Origin of the sequence: Pantoea pleuroti (assembly GCF_014156615.1) — a bacterium.
In the GTDB taxonomy this organism is placed as follows: domain Bacteria; phylum Pseudomonadota; class Gammaproteobacteria; order Enterobacterales; family Enterobacteriaceae; genus Pantoea; species Pantoea agglomerans.
Window position 1 is genome coordinate 20,303 of record NZ_SBFD01000005.1, and the last position, 18,126, is coordinate 38,428.

Annotated in this window: 15 protein-coding genes and 1 riboswitch; of the genes, 7 read left to right on the forward strand and 8 right to left on the reverse strand. The window is 56.4% G+C overall.

Features of this window, described 5'->3' with window-relative positions; genetic code table 11:
• Positions 1 to 312: 312 nt before the first annotated feature.
• A complete protein-coding gene (pgi, locus tag EPG66_RS13205; RefSeq protein ID WP_033759516.1) occupies positions 313 to 1,959 on the reverse strand; it encodes a glucose-6-phosphate isomerase in 1,647 nt (548 codons plus the stop codon).
• A 391-nt stretch (positions 1,960 to 2,350) separates the two neighbouring features.
• Positions 2,351 to 2,543, forward strand: a riboswitch (Lysine riboswitch).
• Between the two features lie 113 nt (positions 2,544 to 2,656).
• Here pgi and lysC point away from each other — a divergent pair.
• The 3 genes from lysC to panS all read left to right on the forward strand — a co-directional run bounded on the left by lysC (position 2,657) and on the right by panS (position 6,043).
• Positions 2,657 to 4,009 carry a lysine-sensitive aspartokinase 3 gene (gene lysC / locus EPG66_RS13210; RefSeq protein WP_022625207.1) on the forward strand — a complete coding sequence of 451 codons (1,353 nt, stop codon included), beginning with the start codon at positions 2,657 to 2,659 and terminating at the stop codon, positions 4,007 to 4,009.
• Positions 4,010 to 4,249: 240 nt separating this feature from the next.
• Entirely contained in the window at positions 4,250 to 4,942 is a 693-nt protein-coding gene (gene aqpZ / locus EPG66_RS13215; protein WP_069025632.1) for an aquaporin Z, read from the forward strand.
• Between the two features lie 183 nt (positions 4,943 to 5,125).
• On the forward strand, positions 5,126 to 6,043 hold the full coding sequence (panS, locus tag EPG66_RS13220) for a ketopantoate/pantoate/pantothenate transporter PanS (RefSeq protein WP_010252655.1): 918 nt from the start codon (positions 5,126 to 5,128) through the stop codon (positions 6,041 to 6,043).
• A 95-nt stretch (positions 6,044 to 6,138) separates the two neighbouring features.
• On the opposite strand, the gene EPG66_RS13225 is transcribed toward panS, so the two are convergent.
• The 6 genes from EPG66_RS13225 to EPG66_RS13250 all read right to left on the reverse strand — a co-directional run bounded on the left by EPG66_RS13225 (position 6,139) and on the right by EPG66_RS13250 (position 12,401).
• Positions 6,139 to 7,764, reverse strand: coding sequence for a Na/Pi cotransporter family protein (locus EPG66_RS13225; protein WP_031593875.1), 1,626 nt, complete (start codon positions 7,762 to 7,764; stop codon positions 6,139 to 6,141).
• A gap of 108 nt (positions 7,765 to 7,872) precedes the next feature.
• Complete coding sequence (locus tag EPG66_RS13230) at positions 7,873 to 8,865, reverse strand: ABC transporter ATP-binding protein (protein WP_039392085.1); 993 nt, start codon at positions 8,863 to 8,865, stop codon at positions 7,873 to 7,875.
• Positions 8,866 to 8,867: 2 nt separating this feature from the next.
• Entirely contained in the window at positions 8,868 to 9,653 is a 786-nt protein-coding gene (locus tag EPG66_RS13235; RefSeq protein WP_031593877.1) for an ABC transporter permease, read from the reverse strand.
• A gap of 11 nt (positions 9,654 to 9,664) precedes the next feature.
• Positions 9,665 to 10,510, reverse strand: coding sequence for an ABC transporter permease (locus EPG66_RS13240; RefSeq protein WP_182687199.1), 846 nt, complete (start codon positions 10,508 to 10,510; stop codon positions 9,665 to 9,667).
• A complete protein-coding gene (locus tag EPG66_RS13245) occupies positions 10,507 to 11,319 on the reverse strand; it encodes an alkaline phosphatase family protein (protein WP_039392082.1) in 813 nt (270 codons plus the stop codon). Before EPG66_RS13245 ends, EPG66_RS13240 begins: the two co-directional genes overlap by 4 nt.
• A 20-nt stretch (positions 11,320 to 11,339) precedes the next feature.
• Entirely contained in the window at positions 11,340 to 12,401 is a 1,062-nt protein-coding gene (locus tag EPG66_RS13250) for an ABC transporter substrate-binding protein (protein ID WP_010252250.1), read from the reverse strand.
• A gap of 206 nt (positions 12,402 to 12,607) precedes the next feature.
• On the opposite strand from EPG66_RS13250, the gene EPG66_RS13255 reads away from it, so the two are divergent.
• The 4 genes from EPG66_RS13255 to ubiA all read left to right on the forward strand — a co-directional run bounded on the left by EPG66_RS13255 (position 12,608) and on the right by ubiA (position 15,291).
• Entirely contained in the window at positions 12,608 to 13,315 is a 708-nt protein-coding gene (locus EPG66_RS13255) for a UTRA domain-containing protein (RefSeq protein WP_182687201.1), read from the forward strand.
• A gap of 71 nt (positions 13,316 to 13,386) precedes the next feature.
• On the forward strand, positions 13,387 to 13,797 hold the full coding sequence (psiE, locus tag EPG66_RS13260) for a phosphate-starvation-inducible protein PsiE (protein ID WP_039392079.1): 411 nt from the start codon (positions 13,387 to 13,389) through the stop codon (positions 13,795 to 13,797).
• Between the two features lie 86 nt (positions 13,798 to 13,883).
• Entirely contained in the window at positions 13,884 to 14,396 is a 513-nt protein-coding gene (gene ubiC, locus EPG66_RS13265) for a chorismate lyase (RefSeq protein WP_010252243.1), read from the forward strand.
• Between the two features lie 10 nt (positions 14,397 to 14,406).
• Positions 14,407 to 15,291: a 4-hydroxybenzoate octaprenyltransferase gene (ubiA, locus tag EPG66_RS13270; RefSeq protein WP_069025635.1), complete on the forward strand. Its 885-nt coding sequence runs from the start codon at positions 14,407 to 14,409 to the stop codon at positions 15,289 to 15,291.
• A gap of 361 nt (positions 15,292 to 15,652) precedes the next feature.
• Here ubiA and plsB read toward each other — a convergent pair whose 3' ends face one another.
• Positions 15,653 to 18,076 carry a glycerol-3-phosphate 1-O-acyltransferase PlsB gene (gene plsB, locus EPG66_RS13275; protein ID WP_031591803.1) on the reverse strand — a complete coding sequence of 808 codons (2,424 nt, stop codon included), beginning with the start codon at positions 18,074 to 18,076 and terminating at the stop codon, positions 15,653 to 15,655.
• Between the last annotated feature and the right edge of the window lie 50 nt (positions 18,077 to 18,126).

Sequence of the window (18,126 nt, forward strand, 5' to 3'; positions counted from 1 at the left end):
AATCAATTGCAAAGCGTAATGTTCTTTTTTATTAATATCTGGTACGGAATAAGAATAATCAGAATTTACTGAGGATTGCTGAAACTGAATATGATTATGAATCAATGGCTAACAATAGAGATCGTCCCGTTTCAGGGCCATTTTATACTTTAGATCGGTCCGTTCAGTGTATCGATGTTCAGAATTATCTTAGGGGATTTTAAGACTTTTCCCTGACAATCCATCCTCCCCGACGATATAAACAGCCCATTCAGATGTAAAGACAGACAAAAAAAGGGCGGCAAAGTGGCCGCCCGATGAAATTAACGCCGATTAACGCCAGGATTTATAGCGGTTAATTAAGGCATTAGTGGAGCTGTCGTGAGTGGTAATTTCGTCCTCGTTTTCCAGTTCCGGCAGAATACGGTTCGCCAGCTGCTTACCTAATTCCACACCCCACTGATCGAAGGTGAAGATATTCAGGATGGCACCCTGAGTGAAGATTTTGTGCTCATACAGGGCAATCAGTGCACCCAGGCTGTAGGGAGTAATCTCACGCAGCAGGATGGAGTTAGTCGGGCGGTTACCTTCAAACACCTTGAACGGCACGATATGGGCCACAGACTCTGCGGATTTACCGGCATCGGTAAACTCTTTCTCTACGACGTCGCGTGACTTACCAAACGCCAGCGCTTCAGTCTGGGCAAAGAAGTTAGAGAGCAGCTTCGGATGGTGATCCGCGAGTGCGTTATGGGTAATGGCCGGCGCAATAAAGTCGCACGGAACCAGCTTGGTACCCTGATGGATCAGCTGATAAAACGCGTGCTGACCGTTGGTGCCAGGTTCGCCCCAGATGATTGGGCCAGTCTGGTAGTCTACCGGATGACCGGCACGATCCACATACTTGCCGTTTGACTCCATATTCCCTTGCTGGAAATAGGCGGCAAAGCGGTGCATGTACTGGTCGTAAGGCAGAATCGCTTCGGTTTCAGCACCAAAGAAATTGTTGTACCAGATGCCAATCAGCGCCAGCAGCACCGGCAGGTTCTGCTCAGCCGGCGCAGAGGCGAAGTGCTGGTCCATGGCATGTGCGCCGCTCAGCAGCTGCTCGAAGTTATCGAAGCCAATCGAGAGAATAATCGACAGGCCGATCGCTGACCACAGTGAATAGCGGCCGCCAACCCAGTCCCAGAATTCAAACATGTTGTTGGTGTCGATACCGAATTCGCCCACCGCTTTGGCGTTGGTCGACAGCGCAGCAAAGTGTTTTGCTACGTGCTGCTGGTCTCCCGCTGTTTTCAGGAACCAGTCGCGCGCACTGTGGGCGTTGGTCATGGTTTCCTGGGTGGTGAAGGTTTTCGATGCCACCAGGAACAGCGTGGTTTCCGGGCTGAGATCTTTCAGCGTTTCGGCGATGTGGGTGCCGTCAACGTTAGAAACAAAATGCATGTTCAGATGGTTTTTGTACGGGCGCAGCGCTTCAGTCACCATAAACGGGCCGAGGTCAGAGCCGCCGATACCGATATTCACCACGTCGGTGATCGCTTTACCGGTATAGCCTTTCCATTCGCCGCTGATGATGCGCTCAGAGAAGCCTTTCATCTTATCCAGCACCGCGTTGACCTCTGGCATCACATCTTTGCCATCCACCAGAATCGGTGTGTTACTCCGGTTACGCAGCGCGACGTGCAGCACCGCGCGATCTTCGGTGCGGTTAATCTTCTCACCCGAGAACATAGACTTAATAGCACCGCTCAGGTCGGTCTCTTTGGCCAGCGCCTGTAACTTATCGAGGGTTTCCTGGGTGATGCGGTTTTTAGAGAAATCCACCAGCATCTGATCATCAAAGGTGGCAGAGAATTTGGCAAAACGATCGGCATCCTGGGCGAACAGATCGGCAATTTCTACCGACTTCATCTGCTCAAAATGCTGTTGCAGCGCTTTCCAGGCTGCGGTTTGTGTCGGATTGATATTTTTCATGGCAACACTCTTGTTGATATTAAGAACCGTCATTCCATCGGAGGCACATCATGCCCGTTTAGCGTTTCAGTATGACCACAGTTGTAACTGAAAGGAAAAATTTTGTCAGCGCGCGCCGGACAGGCGATCTGAACGCCGCTGTTTATCGCCAGCATTGACTGGCGCGAACAGCCAGCGGACCGCAGAGGCAACGCGCGGTAAAGTGTGACGCGAAAGTCTGCGCAAAACGTTGTGCCGTATCAGGGATTGCTGCATGGGCTGAACCCATTAAGCACTGTAGCCGCTGCGACGCAGAGTCATTTGTTTTCTGATGCGGCGCTCCGGTCATCGCTGACATTGACAGCAGGTCCAGAAAAGGCTAGATCTATGCGCCTACTTGCGCACCTGTGCGCAAGCCAGAAGAGGCGCGTCGCCCAGGCAGTGTGTTGGAGGAACCGTATCCGGTGAAAACACATGATGGGGAGCGACGCCGAGGTGGGTCAGCATGCGGTGTGCTGCCTGTCGGCTACAGGGGCTGAATCCTCTGGGTTGTCACCAGAAACGTCTGCAGTCGACGTTTCGCAAGGTGGGGCGCTTCTGGGTGACTCGTCTATCCGATCTTGTCCGCCCGTTTCTGCTCTTTCCTTGTGCCTGGCTGAAAGAATGTTTCTCGACCCTTTCATCGGCGAGAACAAGATAACCTGACACGAGGTCCTACATGTCTCAAACACTGATAGTGGCAAAATTCGGCGGCACCAGCGTAGCCGATTTTGAAGCGATGAACCGCAGCGCCGATGTGGTGTTGCAGGACGCCAGCACGCGTCTGGTAGTGCTCTCTGCCTCGGCGGGTATTACTAATCTGCTGGTTGCGCTGGCTGAAGGCCAGCAGGCTCCCCAGCGCGCTGTTCTGCTTGATGATATCCGCCGTATCCAGTACGCCATTGTTGATCGCCTGCAGCGTCCGGAAGTAATCCGCGATGAAATTGATCGGATGATCGACAATATCAGCATGCTTTCCGAAGCCGCCTCACTGGCAACCTCGAATGCCCTGACCGATGAACTGGTCAGCCACGGTGAGCTGATGTCATCACTGCTGTTTGTGGAAATCCTGCGTGAACGCCAGGTTAATGCGGAATGGTTCGATGTCCGCAAGGTAATGCGTACCGACGATCATTTTGGCCGGGCAGTACCGGATGTACAGGTGCTGGCGGAGCAGGCGACGGCGCAGTTACAGCCGCGCATTGAGCAGGCATTAGTCATTACTCAGGGTTTCATTGGCAGTGAAAGCGAAGGGCGCACCACCACCCTGGGTCGCGGCGGCAGTGATTACACCGCCGCGCTACTGGGCGAAGCGCTGAACGCGGCGCGTGTGGATATCTGGACGGATGTGCCAGGCATCTACACCACCGATCCGCGCGTGGTGCCGACGGCGAAGCGTATTGATGAAATTACTTTTGAAGAAGCCGCTGAAATGGCGACGTTCGGCGCGAAAGTGCTGCACCCGGCGACGCTGCTTCCCGCTGTACGCCGGGGTATTCCGGTATTCGTCGGTTCCAGTAAGGATCCGGCAGCCGGTGGGACCCGCGTCTGCAATGAAACCCGCAACCCGCCGCTGTTTCGTGCACTGGCGCTACGCCGTAAGCAGACGCTGTTAACGCTGCACAGCCTTAACATGCTTCATACGTTTGGTTTTCTTGCTGAACTCTTCAATATTCTGGCGCGTCATAACGTCTCGGTTGACCTGATCACCACCTCCGAAGTGAGCGTGGCGCTGACGCTCGACACCACCGGATCGACCTCAACCAGTGCCAGCCTGCTGACCCAGGCTTTACTGACTGAACTCTCGTCGCTGTGCCGGGTTGAAGTGGAAGAAGATCTGGCGCTGGTGGCGATTATCGGTAACCAGCTGTCAAAAGCGTGCGGCGTCGGCAAAGAAGTGTTTGGTGTGCTCGACCCGTTCAACCTGCGGATGATTTGCTACGGTGCCAGCAGCTACAACCTCTGCTTCCTGGTGCCGGGCAACGATGCGGAAAGCGTGGTACGTACGCTGCATCGTAATCTGTTCGAGTAAACTTCTCTGCCATTCAGGCCGCGTCAGCGCGGCCTGAAAAGCGGCAAAAATGGTTCATATCTCCCTCATTACTCCCCGGCATGCGACTTCCGATAAAACCTGTTAATTCATAAAGTTAATTCCTGTTGTTGCCAAATGGCAACCCCTTTCTCTGCGCATTTCGTGCACCTGCATTGCGCTCCCTTTCCGCAGATTTATAATCCCGCCGCTGAATCAATTCACCCAAATTTAGGAAATATCATGAAAAGGTTAGTCGCAGAGGCGCTGGGTACCTTCGTACTGGTGGCCGGCGGTTGTGGTAGTGCCGTGCTGTCAGCTGCGTTCCCGGAACTGGGCATTGGCTTCGTGGGCGTGGCGCTGGCTTTCGGGCTGAGCGTGCTGGTCATGGCGTATGCGGTCGGTCACATCTCAGGCGGGCACTTTAACCCGGCGGTGACCCTGGGATTAGTGGCAGGCGGACGTTTTCCCGCGTCTCAGGCCATTCCTTACATCATCGCGCAACTGGCAGGCGGCATTGCCGCTGGCGCAGTGCTCTATCTGATCGCCAGCGGTAAAGGCGACTTCAGTGCAGCGGCCAGCGGCTTTGCGGCAAATGGCTACGGCGAACACTCGCCGGGCGGCTTCAGCCTGCAGTCAGGTATGATCGCCGAAGGGGTGATGACCGCTATCTTCCTGATTGTGATCATGGGTGCCACCAGCGAACGCGCGCCGAAAGGCTTTGCACCTGTCGCGATTGGTCTGGCGTTAACCCTGATTCACCTGATCAGCATTCCGGTTACCAATACCTCGGTTAACCCGGCACGCAGCACCGCGGCAGCCCTGTTCCAGGGGGACTGGGCGATCTCTCAGCTGTGGATGTTCTGGTTAATGCCGATTATCGGTGCCGTGATTGGTGGTTTGATCTACCGCGGTTTAGAGGAAAAAGCAGCGTAATTTCGTCAATATTCAGCGGATCGGCAGCAGTCGATCCGCATTTTCCCGCCTCGACCCATCTTCGCCTTACGCCATGATAATGAAATGTTATGATCCGGCCTTCGTCACGGCAGTCGTTCCTGCATGGCGACTCTCTATGGCAAATCTGCATAAAACATAACATTCTTATAAGGAAGTCTGGCTATGCTCGCCACGTTAACCCGCCTGTTCCCGCTCTGGGCCGTGCTGTTGTCTGTCGCCGCTTATTACTCTCCAGGTACGTTTCTCGGCATCGGACCCTGGGTCACTTATCTGCTGATGCTGATTATGTTCGGCATGGGTGTGACCCTGAATATCGACGATTTTAAACGGGTCCTGACCCGACCTGCGCCGGTGATTGCCGGAACCTTTCTGCACTATCTGGTGATGCCGTTAGCCGCCTGGGGACTGGCAAAACTGTTTCATATGCCGCCCGATCTGGCTGCCGGTATGATTCTGGTCGGCTCAGTTGCCAGCGGCACCGCCAGCAACGTTATGATCTATCTGGCGAAGGGGGATGTGGCGCTGTCAGTGACAATCTCGTCAGTCTCTGCGCTGGTGGGTGTGTTCGCCACGCCGCTGTTAACCCGCTTTTATGTTGATACCCACATTCAGGTTGATGTGGCTGGCATGCTGCTTAGTATCGTGAAGATCGTCGTGATCCCCATCTCTCTGGGACTGATCATTCATCACAGCATGAACAGCGTGGTTCGCCGGGTCGAACCCTGGCTGCCTGCGTTTTCGATGGTCTGCATTCTGCTGATCATCAGTGCGGTGGTGGCGGGCAGTCAGGCCTTTATTGGATCGGTGGGTCTGATGGTGATCGCGGCGGTGATCCTGCATAACGCGATTGGCCTGCTTGGCGGCTACTGGGGTGGCAAGTTGTTTGGCTTCGATGAGTCAACCTGCCGTACCCTGGCGCTGGAGGTTGGCATGCAAAACTCCGGACTGGCGGCGACGCTGGGAAAACTCTACTTCTCACCACTGGCGGCATTGCCAGGCGCGCTGTTCTCGGTGTGGCACAACCTGTCAGGTTCACTGCTGGCGGGTTACTGGTCAGGAAAGCCGATTAAGAAGAAGTAACAGTGGCGGCGCATTATTGCACTGCGCCGCATCTCACTGCTGCCGCGCCGGACGATCACCGCTCCGGCGCAGCAGGCTATTCATTCCGCTCAGTTTTATTCATAGTCACGTTCATCGTCGGGCTGTTCCAGCACCGTGTAGGCCACACTGCAGAACAGTGAATTCAGGCGCTTCATGTCGCCCAGTAAACCGAGGTGCAGCGAACTGGTCTCAATGCTCTGCACGTTCTGCTGGTGCAGCCGGTCAACATGCGCGTGAGAGTAGCGGCGGATCATCAGACGGAAGCGATGTTTAGCGCGGCGCAGACGTTTAGCGCTGGTGACATCGTGTGACAGAAACACCGACAGACTCATTCTGAGGTTAGCGATCAGCAGCTCATGCAGCTCCTGCAGCTCTTTTAATCCCTCGGCAGAGAACGCGCGGCCCGCTGCCAGCGACTTGTCAGCGACATCGCCGCTCATCCGCTCAATGATGTCCCCGGCCTGCTCCAGATTAAGTGACATTTCAATGATTTCGCCCCAGCGACGCGAGTCCTCTTCGGGGAGGTCCTCTTTTGGCATCCGCGCCAGATAGAGTTTGATGGCGGTATAGAGCACATCGACATCATCATCCAGCCTGCGCACCGTGCGTTCCTCGCGGGATTCGCCATGTACCACCTTATTAAACGCCTCCAGCATCTGCTCCAGCACGTCGCCCATGCGCAACGCTTCGCGGGCGGCATTCACCAGCGCCAGCGCCGGCGTATCCAGCGCGCTGCGATCGAGGTGTTTCGGCTTAAGGTGCAGCGCGTTATCCACGTCGTCGGCGATCATACGACGACAGAGGCGCGCCATCAGGTCAGCAAACGGCACCATCGCCACGCAGCGGATCAGGTTGTAAAACACATGGAAGAAAATCACTAACTCTTCATCGTTGACCGGCAGCTTATCCAGCCACTCTGCCACAATATCGACAAACGGCAGGATGAACACGCAGCCGATCAGCTTGAACAGCAGGCTGCCGAGCGCCACGCGCTTGCCCGCGGCATTTGAGCCGCTGGCGTTGATCATCGCCAGCAGGCCGCTACCGAGATTGGCACCAATCACCAGACAGAGCGCCACCTTGAATGAAATCACGCCGGTGGCGGTGAGCGTCGCGGTGATCAGCACCGCGGCCAGGCTGGAGTAACTGATGATGGCGAATACCGCCCCCAGCAGCGCATCAAGCATCACGTCGCCGGTCAGGCTGGAGAAAAGCACCTGGACACCGGCGGCCTGGGTAATCGGCCGAGCCGCTTCGACAATCAGCTGCAGCGCCAGCAATATCAGGCCCAGGCCGATACTGGCCCGGCCTAACTGACCCGCACGGGTCTGCTTGCGGCTGAGGAAGAACACCACGCCAAAGAAGATAAACAGCGGTGAGAGCCAGGAGAGATCAAACGTCAGGATACGCGCCATAATAGCGGTGCCGACATCCGCGCCAAGAATCACTACCAGCGCGGGCGTCAGGCTGACCAGATTCTGCGCCACAAAAGAGGTCACCAGCAGCGTGGTGGCGTTGCTGCTCTGCACCAGCGTGGTCACGCCAATGCCCGCCAGAAACGCCATCGGTTTTTTTTCTATGCTGCGACTCAGGACGCGGCGCAGATCGGCACCGTAGACCCGCATGATGCCAGTTCGTACGATATGCGTGCCCCAGACCAGCAGGGCCACCGCAGAGAGTAAATTAAGCAGGGTTAACACGTGGTGTCGCTCCTCGAATGTCAGGCTCAAAGCACAGACTGCCAGCCTGACGGAAGAGGGCAATCTGTGAAGGGGATTGCCGTGCTATGCGTGATTTTTTCCTGTGTTTTAAGCCACCTGGCGCAAAGTCGACATCTCTAATTGTAGACCAATCTTCCTGCCAGCGGGGTGCAAATCCGCCGCCGATCGGTTAAGCACATCAACCGAAAGTTCCACATCATGCGCCCGGATACGGTAGCGGATCACGTTGCCCAGCAGACTGTGGCTGAGGATTTCCGCAGGAATGCCCTGACCCGGCGCGGTAAACAACATCGATTCCGGGCGAATGGCCACCTGGCTGTGGAAAGGCTGACCGGTCAGTCGCGTCGCCTGCTCAGCGCTCAGCAGGTTGTAGTTGCCAATAAATCCGGCGGCAAAGAGATCGACCGGTTGGGTATAGAGCGCTTCGGCATCGCCATTCTGCACGATTTTGCCCCGGTTCATCAGCACGATACGATCGGAGAGCGTCAGCGCCTCCTCCTGATCGTGGGTGACGAACAGGGTGGTGAGATTCAGCTCGCGCTGGATGCGCCGGATTTGATCGCGCAGATGGCGGCGAATACGTGCATCCAGCGCTGACAGCGGTTCATCCAGCAGCAGCAGACGCGGACGCGTCACCAGCGAACGTGCCAGTGCCACGCGCTGACACTGCCCGCCTGACAACTGGTGCGGATAGCGGCGTGCATAATCACTGAGTTCAACCAGCTCCAGCACCTCCAGTACCCGCTGGCGAATCTGCGCTTCGGGCAGTTTCTGCATCTTCAGGCCAAATGCGACGTTTTTCTCTACCGTCATATTGGGAAACAGCGCATAGCTCTGGAACACCATACCGATGGCGCGCTTCTGCGGGGCAAGCGGTACAATATCTTTGCCCTCCAGCCTGATTTCACCGCTGTCGACGCTGGTTAACCCCGCCAGACAACGCAGCAGCGTCGATTTACCGCAGCCGCTGGGGCCGAGCAGGGTGACAAATTCTCCTTCAGCGGCGCTGAAATCGATCTGCTCAAAAATGGGCGTGGGTCCATAGGACTTGTTCAGCTCTCTGACCTCAAGGTAACTCATATTCAGCCTCGTTCGGGATTCAGGGCGTTGGCCAGCCAGGTGACCAGCAGCACCACAAAGAAGTAGGAGATCACCAGGGCGCTGGTGAAGTGACCGCTGCCGTTACGCATGTTGAAGAGGTAAACCTGCAGGGTTTCATAGCGGTTGCCGACCAGCAGGTTAGCGAAGACAAATTCGCCAATCAGGAAGGAGAAAGAGAGCAGCACGGCAATCAGCATCCCTTTGCGCAGGTTGGGCAGCACGACCCACAGCGCCGCCTGCCAGGTGCTGGCACCCAGCAACTGCGCGGCATCAATCAGCTCTTTGAGGTTGATCGCCTGCATATTGTTCGCCAGCGCCCGGTAGATAAAGGGCAACGCGATAGTGAAATAACAGCCGATTAAGATCCACGGCGTGCCGGTCAGCATCAGCGGTGACGAAGAGTAGAGTTGCAGTAATCCCACTGACGACACCACCGGCGGCACGGCGAAAGGCATCAGGATCAGGACGTTCATCACCGCATCCAGTCGAGGAAAATAGTAAGCGATTACAAACATGGCAGGCAGCACCAGCACCAGCGAGAACAGCAGCGCACCCAGGCAAATCAGCAGCGAATGGCCCAGCGCCGTCAGAAATCGCGGGTCGCTCCAGAGCTGGATGAACCACTTCAGGCTATAGCCCTGTGGCAGAATGGTGTTGCTCCAGTCGGACGACAGTGCATAAAGCAGTGTGGCCAGTAAAGGCAGTGCCAGCAGGGTAAAGAGTAACCCAACCATTATCCGGTGATAGAGGTGCTCAGCACGTGACATGGCGGCTCCTTTCATGGCTGTTTCGCATTGAGATAGCTACGGCGCACCAGATACTGCTGCACCAGGGTAATCAGTGCCATAATCGCCACCAGCAGCATTGCCAGCGCGCTACCGGTGTTGGGATCCAGCGAGATATCGCCGGAGACCAGCGCGGCAATACGCACCGGCACCACGTTGAAATTACCCGTGGTCAGGGCATAAATCGTGGCATAAGCGCCCAGCGCATTCGCCAGCAGGATCACAAAGGTCCCGAGCAGCGCCGGAAACAGAATCGGCAGGCCGATGTGCCACCAGTAGTGCCAGCGGCTGGCACCCAGCAGCGCAGCGGACTCCTGCCACTCTTTTTTCAGCCCGTCGAATGCCGGGTAGAGCAGCAGCACGCCCAGCGGGATCTGGAACCAGGTGTAGACCAGCACCATGCCGTTGCGCGAGAAGAGTCTGAAGCTCTCAACCAGACCATAATGGCGCAACAGCAATGTCAGGCAGCCGTTCAGCCCCAGCAGAATCACAAAGGCAAACGCCAGCGGGACACCGGCAAAGTTGCTGGTCATGTTGGTAAAAGCGATGAGAAAGCGCTGCAGTCGCCCGCCGCCGAGCTGATGCAGTGAATAGCCGGTGACCAGTGCAATCAGTAAGCCGTAGACGCTTGACCAGAGTGAGATATCCAGCGAAAAACGAAATGCCTGCTGGTAGAAGGGCGAGGTGAGAATGTCCTGATAGTTATCCCAGCCCCACTGGCTGTTCATCTCACTCCAGAAGCTGTTAATGGCGATCCACAACAGCGGTGCCAGCTGAAAGGCGACCCAGAACAGGGTGAACGGTAACAGCAGCAGCAGCGCGACTCCTTTTCCTTTCATCTCTTCGGCTCCGCCAGCAGGCCGCGACAGACCGGCTTGTCATGCGCCACCTCAAGCAGTTCACACAGCGTGCCGCACAGATCGGTCTGCTGCGGTGCCAGGTCAGGCTGCAGCGAGAAAGCCCGGCCAAAGACAAACAGCGGCACCGTGGTCTCTTCCGGCAGAATGCCGCCGTGGGAGCGATCGTCATTCATACCGTGATCGGCGGTCACCATCACCTGATAGCCCTCAGCCAGCCACAAGGGCATCCACTGAGACAGCAGGCCGTCGGCGATGCGTGCCCGGTTACGGTACTGTGGCGAGGAGAGGCCCGATTTATGACCGGCATCGTCGATGTTCATCGGGTGGATTAGCAGAAAATCGGGATCGTGACGCAGTCGCAGGCTCTCTGCATCTTCAAACAGATGCGAGTCGGGATAGCTATCGTCAGAATAAAAATGGCCATACTGAATGGGCAGGTCCGGCGCGTCAGTGTGACGATCGCGCGCCGGAACGAACGGCGTTCGGTTATAAAGCTCACTCACCCAGTGGTAGGCCGCCGCCGCAGTCGTCAGTCCCGCTGCTCGCGCAAAGTGAAAGACGCTGCGCTCGCGGCTTAACCGGCTGACGCCATTATGAATAATGCCGCTTCTGACCGGCGGAACACCGGTCAGAATGCACTCATAAAGCGGGCGTGACAGCGAGGGTAATTCACAGGTCATACGGTAATAAAACCCGTTGCCCTGCGAACATTCGGCATGCAGGTAACCCATTGCATGTTGTGCGACCTGATTGCTCAGGCCGTCCAGCACTACCAGGATGGTCTTCATTCCGTTCTCCCTGCCGCGAATTACTGCTGCATATTGATGATGACGTTTTCCTGCCACAGGCGCGGCAGCATTTTCGACGATTTATCCCAGGCAGCCTGATCCTTCACCGGACGGGCATTTTTATATTCAGATTGCGGCAGCAGGCGAGCCTGAACGTCCGCTGGCAGCGTCAGATGCTCGGCACGGATCGGACGGGCATAGCCCTTCGCCAGATTGATCTGTCCCTGGTCTGAGAAGATATATTCGCGCGTCAGTTTTGCGGCGTTAGGGTGTTTCGCATATTTGTTGATGACGGTGGTGTAGCCGGAGGTCACGGAGCCATCAGACGGGATAACCACTTCGTAGCGGTTTTTGTCGATCTGGTCCCGGTAGTTAAGGGCGTTAAAGTCCCACACCACCGCCATCTGCACTTCACCTTTTTCGATATTGGCAATCACCGGATCGGTAACGCCAAGACGACCCTGTTTGGCCAGATCGGCAAAGAAAGCCAGCGCCGGTTTCAGGTTCTTCTCATCGCCACCTAAGGCGTAGTTTGCCGCCAGTACGCCGTTGGCCGCCTGAGCTGCCACGCCGACGTCACCGATAGTAACCACATACTTACCTTTTTTCAGATCGGCCCAGCTGTGGGGGATATCTTTAACCTGCTGCTTGTCGATCAGAAAGGCGATGGTGCCGGTATAGGCCAGCGCCCAGTGGCCATCTTTATCTTTGGCCCAGGCCGGAATCTGATCCCAGTGAGTGGGTTTATAGGGCTGGGTCACACCTTTAGCGACAGCGATCGGGCCAAAGGCGGCACCCACGTCACCGATGTCAGCGCTGGCGTTCTCTTTCTCTGCATCGAATTTCGCCAGCTCCTGCGCCGATGACATATCGGTATCGCTGTGCTTAAGGCCATATTTGCTGCTGATGTCGTTCCAGGTATCTTTCCAGTTAGCCCAGCTATCCGGCATCCCGACGCTGTTGACCTGGCCTTCACTGCGTGCCGCTTTTTCCAGGGCGGCAAGGTCGTTATCGGCGGCCTGCGCAACGGGCAGGGTGAGCACTACAGCACTGGCTACTACAGAGGCGATAAACGCTTTCATCTCAGTTGCTCCGGGTGTAAGTTGATGGGCCTGGCTGGTCTAGTCCAGCAAGAACCGAGCCAATGTAGCCCCTGTATATGAACGATTTATGACAGGGCGGCGCTGTGCAGGGGATGGGCGATGAAAGAGGTGACCCGTTCGCCTGTCACAGGCGCGTTTACCTGAACAGTAAGAGTGCGGAGTCGCACCAAAATGAGGCTACTGTTGTGGAGTCGATAGCACTCAAAACGGCGGATGCGATCGCCAGCGTCCTGCTGATGCGCATTCAGGCCGGAGAGTTCAGCGCCGGGCGACTGCCGGCGGAGCGTGCCTTAAGCGAGGCGTTCAGCACGACCCGGATTACCCTGCGGGAAGCACTGGGCAAGCTGGAAGCCCAGGGGATGATCTACCGGGAACTGCGTCGCGGCTGGTTTATCGCACCGCCGCGGCTGATCTATAACCCGCTGCATCACAGCCACTTTCATGCCATGGCAATGGAGCAGGGACGGCAGGCGGCCACCGAGGTCATCGCCGCCGAACAGGTCGCGGCGCACGACAGCGTGGCGACGGCGCTGCGGCTGGCCTCCGGTTCGTCGGTTTACTGCATTCGCCGCCTGCGGCGCATTGACGGGCGCGCGGTGCTCTATGTTGAACACTACCTCAATCCGCGTTTTTTCCCTGGTCTGCTTGATGAAGATTTGACCCGCTCACTGACCGATCTCTATGACCAGCGCTACGGCATTCGTTACGGCGGCGCGCGCTTCACCATCCTGCCTGGCCCGCTGCCGGAGGTCGCCGCACCCATGCTGAATGTGGCACCGGGCAGCCCCGGTTTGTTGATCACCCGCATCAATCGCAACCAGCAAAAAGAGGTGATTGATTGCGACTGTGAATACTGGCGTTACGATGCGCTCTGTGTTGATGTGGAGGCCTGATGAGTTATTGTGATTTGCGTCACACTCGCGCATGATATCGCGCGCTAATAACTCCTTTTTTAAGGCGCAACATGAGTGACAAAAATCCTTTCGCCCGCCACCTTGCAACGGTACTGCAATGGGTGCTGAATCTGGGTCTGCTGAGTCTGGCGATCATCCTGATCGTCTTTTTAGGCAAAGAAACTATCCATCTGGCAAACGTGCTGTTTAACACCAGCGAGCAGTCGTCTTCCTATCTGTTGATTGAGGGAATTGTCATTTATTTCCTCTACTTCGAATTTATTGCGTTGATTGTTAAGTACTTTCAGTCGGGTTATCACTTTCCGCTGCGCTATTTTGTCTATATCGGTATCACGGCAATTATTCGCCTGATTATCGTCGACCATAAAAATCCCTTCGACACGCTCTGTTACTCTGCGGCGATTCTGATTCTGGTGGTCACCCTGTGGCTGGCAAACAGCAACCGCCTGAAACGCGAGTAATCCCCCTGCCGTCTGAAATGACGGCAGGTGTTCGCATCGCGTCTCTGCGCTAAACTAGCGTCCTGAAACTTATTGGGAGTGGTGCTATGTCGCAAGACGCGCTCAGCTTATTACGTGCACTCAACTGGCTTTCTCCGTCGCAGGCAACCCTTGCGCCGCCATTGCTCGACTGGCTGATGGAGGAGGATTCAATGACGCGCCGTTTTGAACAACATTGCCAGCGGGTCACGGTTCAGCCGCTGCGTGAAGGCTTTATCGACGCCAGCGAGTTGGGTGATGAAAAGGGCTTGTTGCCAGACGATCAACGCTTCTGGCTGCGTGAAGTGCTGCTGTTCGGCGACGATCAGCCCTGGCTGGCTGGCCGTACGCTGGTGCCGGAAAGCACCCTCAACGGGCCAGAAGCGATGCTGCAGCAGCTGGGCACCCGGCCGCTGGGTCGCTATCTCTTCTCCTCTTCGACGCTGACCCGCGATTTTATTGAGCCGGGGCAGGTAGAGGGATTGTGGGGACGGCGCTCACGCCTGCGTCTCTCCGGCAAACCGCTGCTGTTGACTGAACTGTTTTTACCGGCATCGCCGCTCTATCGCGATCTGGTCTGAGGATCCTGTGGTGCAAAATAGCTTAAGTGTAAATAAATGGCGGGCCTACACGCGCCTGATGCGTATCGATAAGCCTATCGGTACGCTGCTGCTGATGTGGCCAACGCTCTGGGCATTATGGCTGGCTGACATGGCGATCCCGCCGCTGCCGGTGCTGGCGGTGTTTGTTGCCGGGGTCATCGTGATGCGTGCGGCCGGCTGTGTGATCAATGACTACGCCGATCGCAAAGTAGACGGTCATGTCGAACGCACGAAGCATCGGCCACTGGCCAGCGGCGCGGTGAGTGCAAAAGAGGCTAAGCTGCTGTTCGTGATACTGGCTCTGGCGGCTTTTGCGCTGGTGCTGACCATGAACATGATGACGATTATGCTCTCCGTGGTGGGGCTGGCGCTGGCCTGGGTCTATCCCTTTATGAAGCGTTATACCCACCTGCCGCAGGTAGTGCTGGGTGCCGCCTTTGGCTGGGCCATTCCCATGGCATGGTCCGCAGTTAGTGAGTCCTTACCTCTGGTCTGCTGGCTGGTATTCATCGCCAACATCTGCTGGACGGTCGCCTATGACACCCAGTATGCGATGGTGGATCGGGATGATGACCTGAAAATTGGCGTGAAGTCGACCGCGATTCTCTTTGGCCGTTTCGACAAGCTAATCATTGGTCTGCTGCAACTGGCGACGCTGCTGCTGATGGCGCTGGTTGGCCTCATGCTGCATCTGAACAGCGCCTTCTACTGGACGCTATTACTGGCCGCCGCGCTGTTTGTTTATCAACAGAAGCTGATCGCCGGACGCGAGCGGCAACCCTGTTTCCAGGCTTTTCTCAATAATAACTATGTCGGGATGGTGCTGTTCCTCGGTGTACTGATGAATACCCCGCCGTTCAGCCAGCTGTTCTGATAGAGAGTTTCCAGACATAAAAAGGCGATCCGGGAGGTCGCCAAACCTGATGAGGATGAATCTGGCAGCAATGAATGAGCTCAACGCGCAGGGAACATGGGCAGAAGAGGAAAGCGTCCCGCGCCAGGGACAAAAACGCCGGGAGCGTTTTTGAACAACGCAGAGCGTTGGTCCGGCAACGGGCGCACCTCAGGGATGAGGTGCGTAATCGCGCGGGCCGAGCAGTCAGGGATGACGCTTTTGCGTCTTTCCGATCTGACGATGTTCCCTGAGCAGGCACCGTCTTACAGCGAATCGGACCAGACCTGGCCTATAAAAAAGGCGACCTCATGAGGTCGCCTTTTTACTATGCGCGCTGCGGTCAGTCGTGCGCCACAGCGGTTTCAATCGTCATACGGACATCGCTGGTGACCAGGTCTGCCAGCATATGCCAGGTCGCCAGGGTCTGCGCAACATCGGCATCACCGCTGTCGCTGATATACCCTTCATCGCGCAGGGTCAGGACCAGTGAGGTAAAGACCGCTTTGTCGAAGAATTCCGGAGCATTGATACCGTGCAGCACCGACAGACGCTGTGCCAGCGTCCGGCTCTCTTTCTCCAGCGTGCCGCGGTTAATCGTCGGCTTGGCGCTGAGAATGGAGAACGTAATGGCATAGCGCTGCAGTGTTTCACGCACACCGGCGGCCAGCAGTTGCAGCGTGCGATAGCGCGCTGAGGAAAAGCGCAATTCGCCGGCTTCGAGCGTAATCAGGCCCTGACGCGCCAGCTCCTGACTCAGTTCGGTCAACAGTTGCGGCAGCTCATCGGTCTGCCAGCGCAGGAACAGCTCACTCTTCAGCATCGGGTAGATCAGGCTCACCTGACGCAGCAGTTCTGCTTCGCTCAGCGTCTGATGTTGCTGAACTATGGCGGCAATCAGCGACGGCATCACCAGCATGTGATGAATATTGTTGCGATAGTAGGTCATCAGCACCGCCTGCTCACGCGGCAGAATGATGATGTCGCCAATGCTGTCCTTTTCACTCTCAAACTTATTCATACCCATGGCGTGATCCAGCAGCGCTTCCGCTGAAAGATCGGGTACGGTCGCATTTGGCGAGTAAGGCACGTTGCGCAGCAACTGGGTATAGCACTCCAGTTGTTCAATCAGCTGTTCACGGGTTAGTGAGCGCTGACGTGACGCCAGCAGGGCGGTGACACAGAGGTTCATGGCGTTAGCCGCGCCCGCTTCATTGATACGCACCATCAGGCTGGCAGCAATATCGTTGACGGTCGGTGTTAACCAGCTGGGACGCTGCGGCTCAATCGGATCGATGGCATCGCGCCATTCCGGTACCCGCTTGTTGAGATAGTTGACCAGCGGCAGGGGTTCGCCAAAGTTCACGTAACCCTGACCGAGATTGCGCAGCTTGCGTAAGCCGCGCACCATCTGCATGAAGCCCTCTTTCTCTTTCGCCGCGCCGCGCAGTTCTTTAGCGTAAGTGCCCACTTCCATTACGTGCTCATAGCCGATATAGATCGGCACCAGCGTGATAGGGCGATTTCCGCCGCGCAGCATCGCCTGCAGCGTCATGGCTAAGGTGCCGGTTTTAGGGTCCAGCAGGCGACCGGTTCGTGAACGGCCTCCTTCGACAAAGTACTCAACCGAATAGCCGCGGGTGAACAGCTCGCCGAGATATTCGCGGAATACCGTGGCGTAGAGTTTGTTGCCTTTAAAGGTACGACGAATGAAGAAGGCGCCCAGACGACGGAAAATCGGGCCGGCTGGCCAGAAGTTGAGATTGATCCCGGCTGCGATGTGCGGCGGCACCAGGCCCTGATGATAGAGCACATAGGAGAGCAGCAGATAATCCATGTGGCTGCGATGACACGGCACATAGACAATCTCGTGGCCATCCTGCGCCAGCTGGCGGACTTTTTCGCCGCCATTGACGTTGATGCCCTGATAGAGCCGACTCCAGAGCCAGCCCATCACGCGGTCAGTTACGCGGATGGCTTCATAGGAGAAGTTTGCCGCAATCTCCTCCATCATCTCGACAGCGTTCTGCTGCGCTTTCTCATGGGAGATTTTTTTGCTGCGTGCTTCATCCTCTACTGCTTTTTCAATCGCTTTGGATTGCAGCAGACGATTAAACAGATCCTGACGCGCCGGCAAGCGCGGGCCAATCGCCGCCAGCCGCTGGCGGGCAAAATGAATGCGCGCCACGCGAGCCAGCTTCTGGGCGATCGACTGATCCGTACCGTGTTCAGTTGCCATGCGGCGCAGCGACACCGTCGGTGAGAAGCGGACAAAACTGTCGCGCCCGTGCCAGATCACCGCAAAGAACTTCTGCACCCCGTTCAGCACTCGCAGGTGTGGCGTTGCTTCGCCCTGGACTTCACGTCCTGGTGCGCGGCCAAACATCACCGTGACCGGCAGCATCTGAATATCCAGCTTAGGGTTATTGCGATGCAGGTCCAGGTAATCGTGAAAGATTTTCACAGATTCAACGCTGGGCACAAAATAGGGGAAGACGCGTGGGCCATTGTGGATAAACACGTGACGCGGCAGCAGAGAACCATCAATCTCCAGCGGAGTGAGCGGGTCGGGCAGATGATGCCGCAGACACTGTGCGCGTAAAGTCAGTAAGTCGGCCTTCGAATCGTAAGGCAAAACATACATAATAGGTCGGGTCGGATCCAGACCATGTTCAGACACGGGATCGGCCGGAATGGCCTTACTTTTTACCAAAAACGACAGTGGTAAATTAAGCAGTTTGTAATAGAGTTTACGCCAACCTGACATAGACAACATGAAGCCTCTTGTTAGCAAAGCGCCGCAAGCATACCAGAAAG

Coding starts and splice junctions, on each gene's coding strand:
- pgi (WP_033759516.1), bottom strand. CDS start 1,959: ATGAAAAATATCAATCCGACACAAACCGCAGCCTGGAAAGCGCTGCAA.
- lysC (WP_022625207.1), top strand. CDS start 2,657: ATGTCTCAAACACTGATAGTGGCAAAATTCGGCGGCACCAGCGTAGCC.
- aqpZ (WP_069025632.1), top strand. CDS start 4,250: ATGAAAAGGTTAGTCGCAGAGGCGCTGGGTACCTTCGTACTGGTGGCC.
- panS (WP_010252655.1), top strand. CDS start 5,126: ATGCTCGCCACGTTAACCCGCCTGTTCCCGCTCTGGGCCGTGCTGTTG.
- EPG66_RS13230 (WP_039392085.1), bottom strand. CDS start 8,865: ATGAGTTACCTTGAGGTCAGAGAGCTGAACAAGTCCTATGGACCCACG.
- EPG66_RS13235 (WP_031593877.1), bottom strand. CDS start 9,653: ATGTCACGTGCTGAGCACCTCTATCACCGGATAATGGTTGGGTTACTC.
- EPG66_RS13240 (WP_182687199.1), bottom strand. CDS start 10,510: ATGAAAGGAAAAGGAGTCGCGCTGCTGCTGCTGTTACCGTTCACCCTG.
- EPG66_RS13245 (WP_039392082.1), bottom strand. CDS start 11,319: ATGAAGACCATCCTGGTAGTGCTGGACGGCCTGAGCAATCAGGTCGCA.
- EPG66_RS13250 (WP_010252250.1), bottom strand. CDS start 12,401: ATGAAAGCGTTTATCGCCTCTGTAGTAGCCAGTGCTGTAGTGCTCACC.
- psiE (WP_039392079.1), top strand. CDS start 13,387: ATGAGTGACAAAAATCCTTTCGCCCGCCACCTTGCAACGGTACTGCAA.
- ubiC (WP_010252243.1), top strand. CDS start 13,884: ATGTCGCAAGACGCGCTCAGCTTATTACGTGCACTCAACTGGCTTTCT.
- plsB (WP_031591803.1), bottom strand. CDS start 18,076: ATGTCAGGTTGGCGTAAACTCTATTACAAACTGCTTAATTTACCACTG.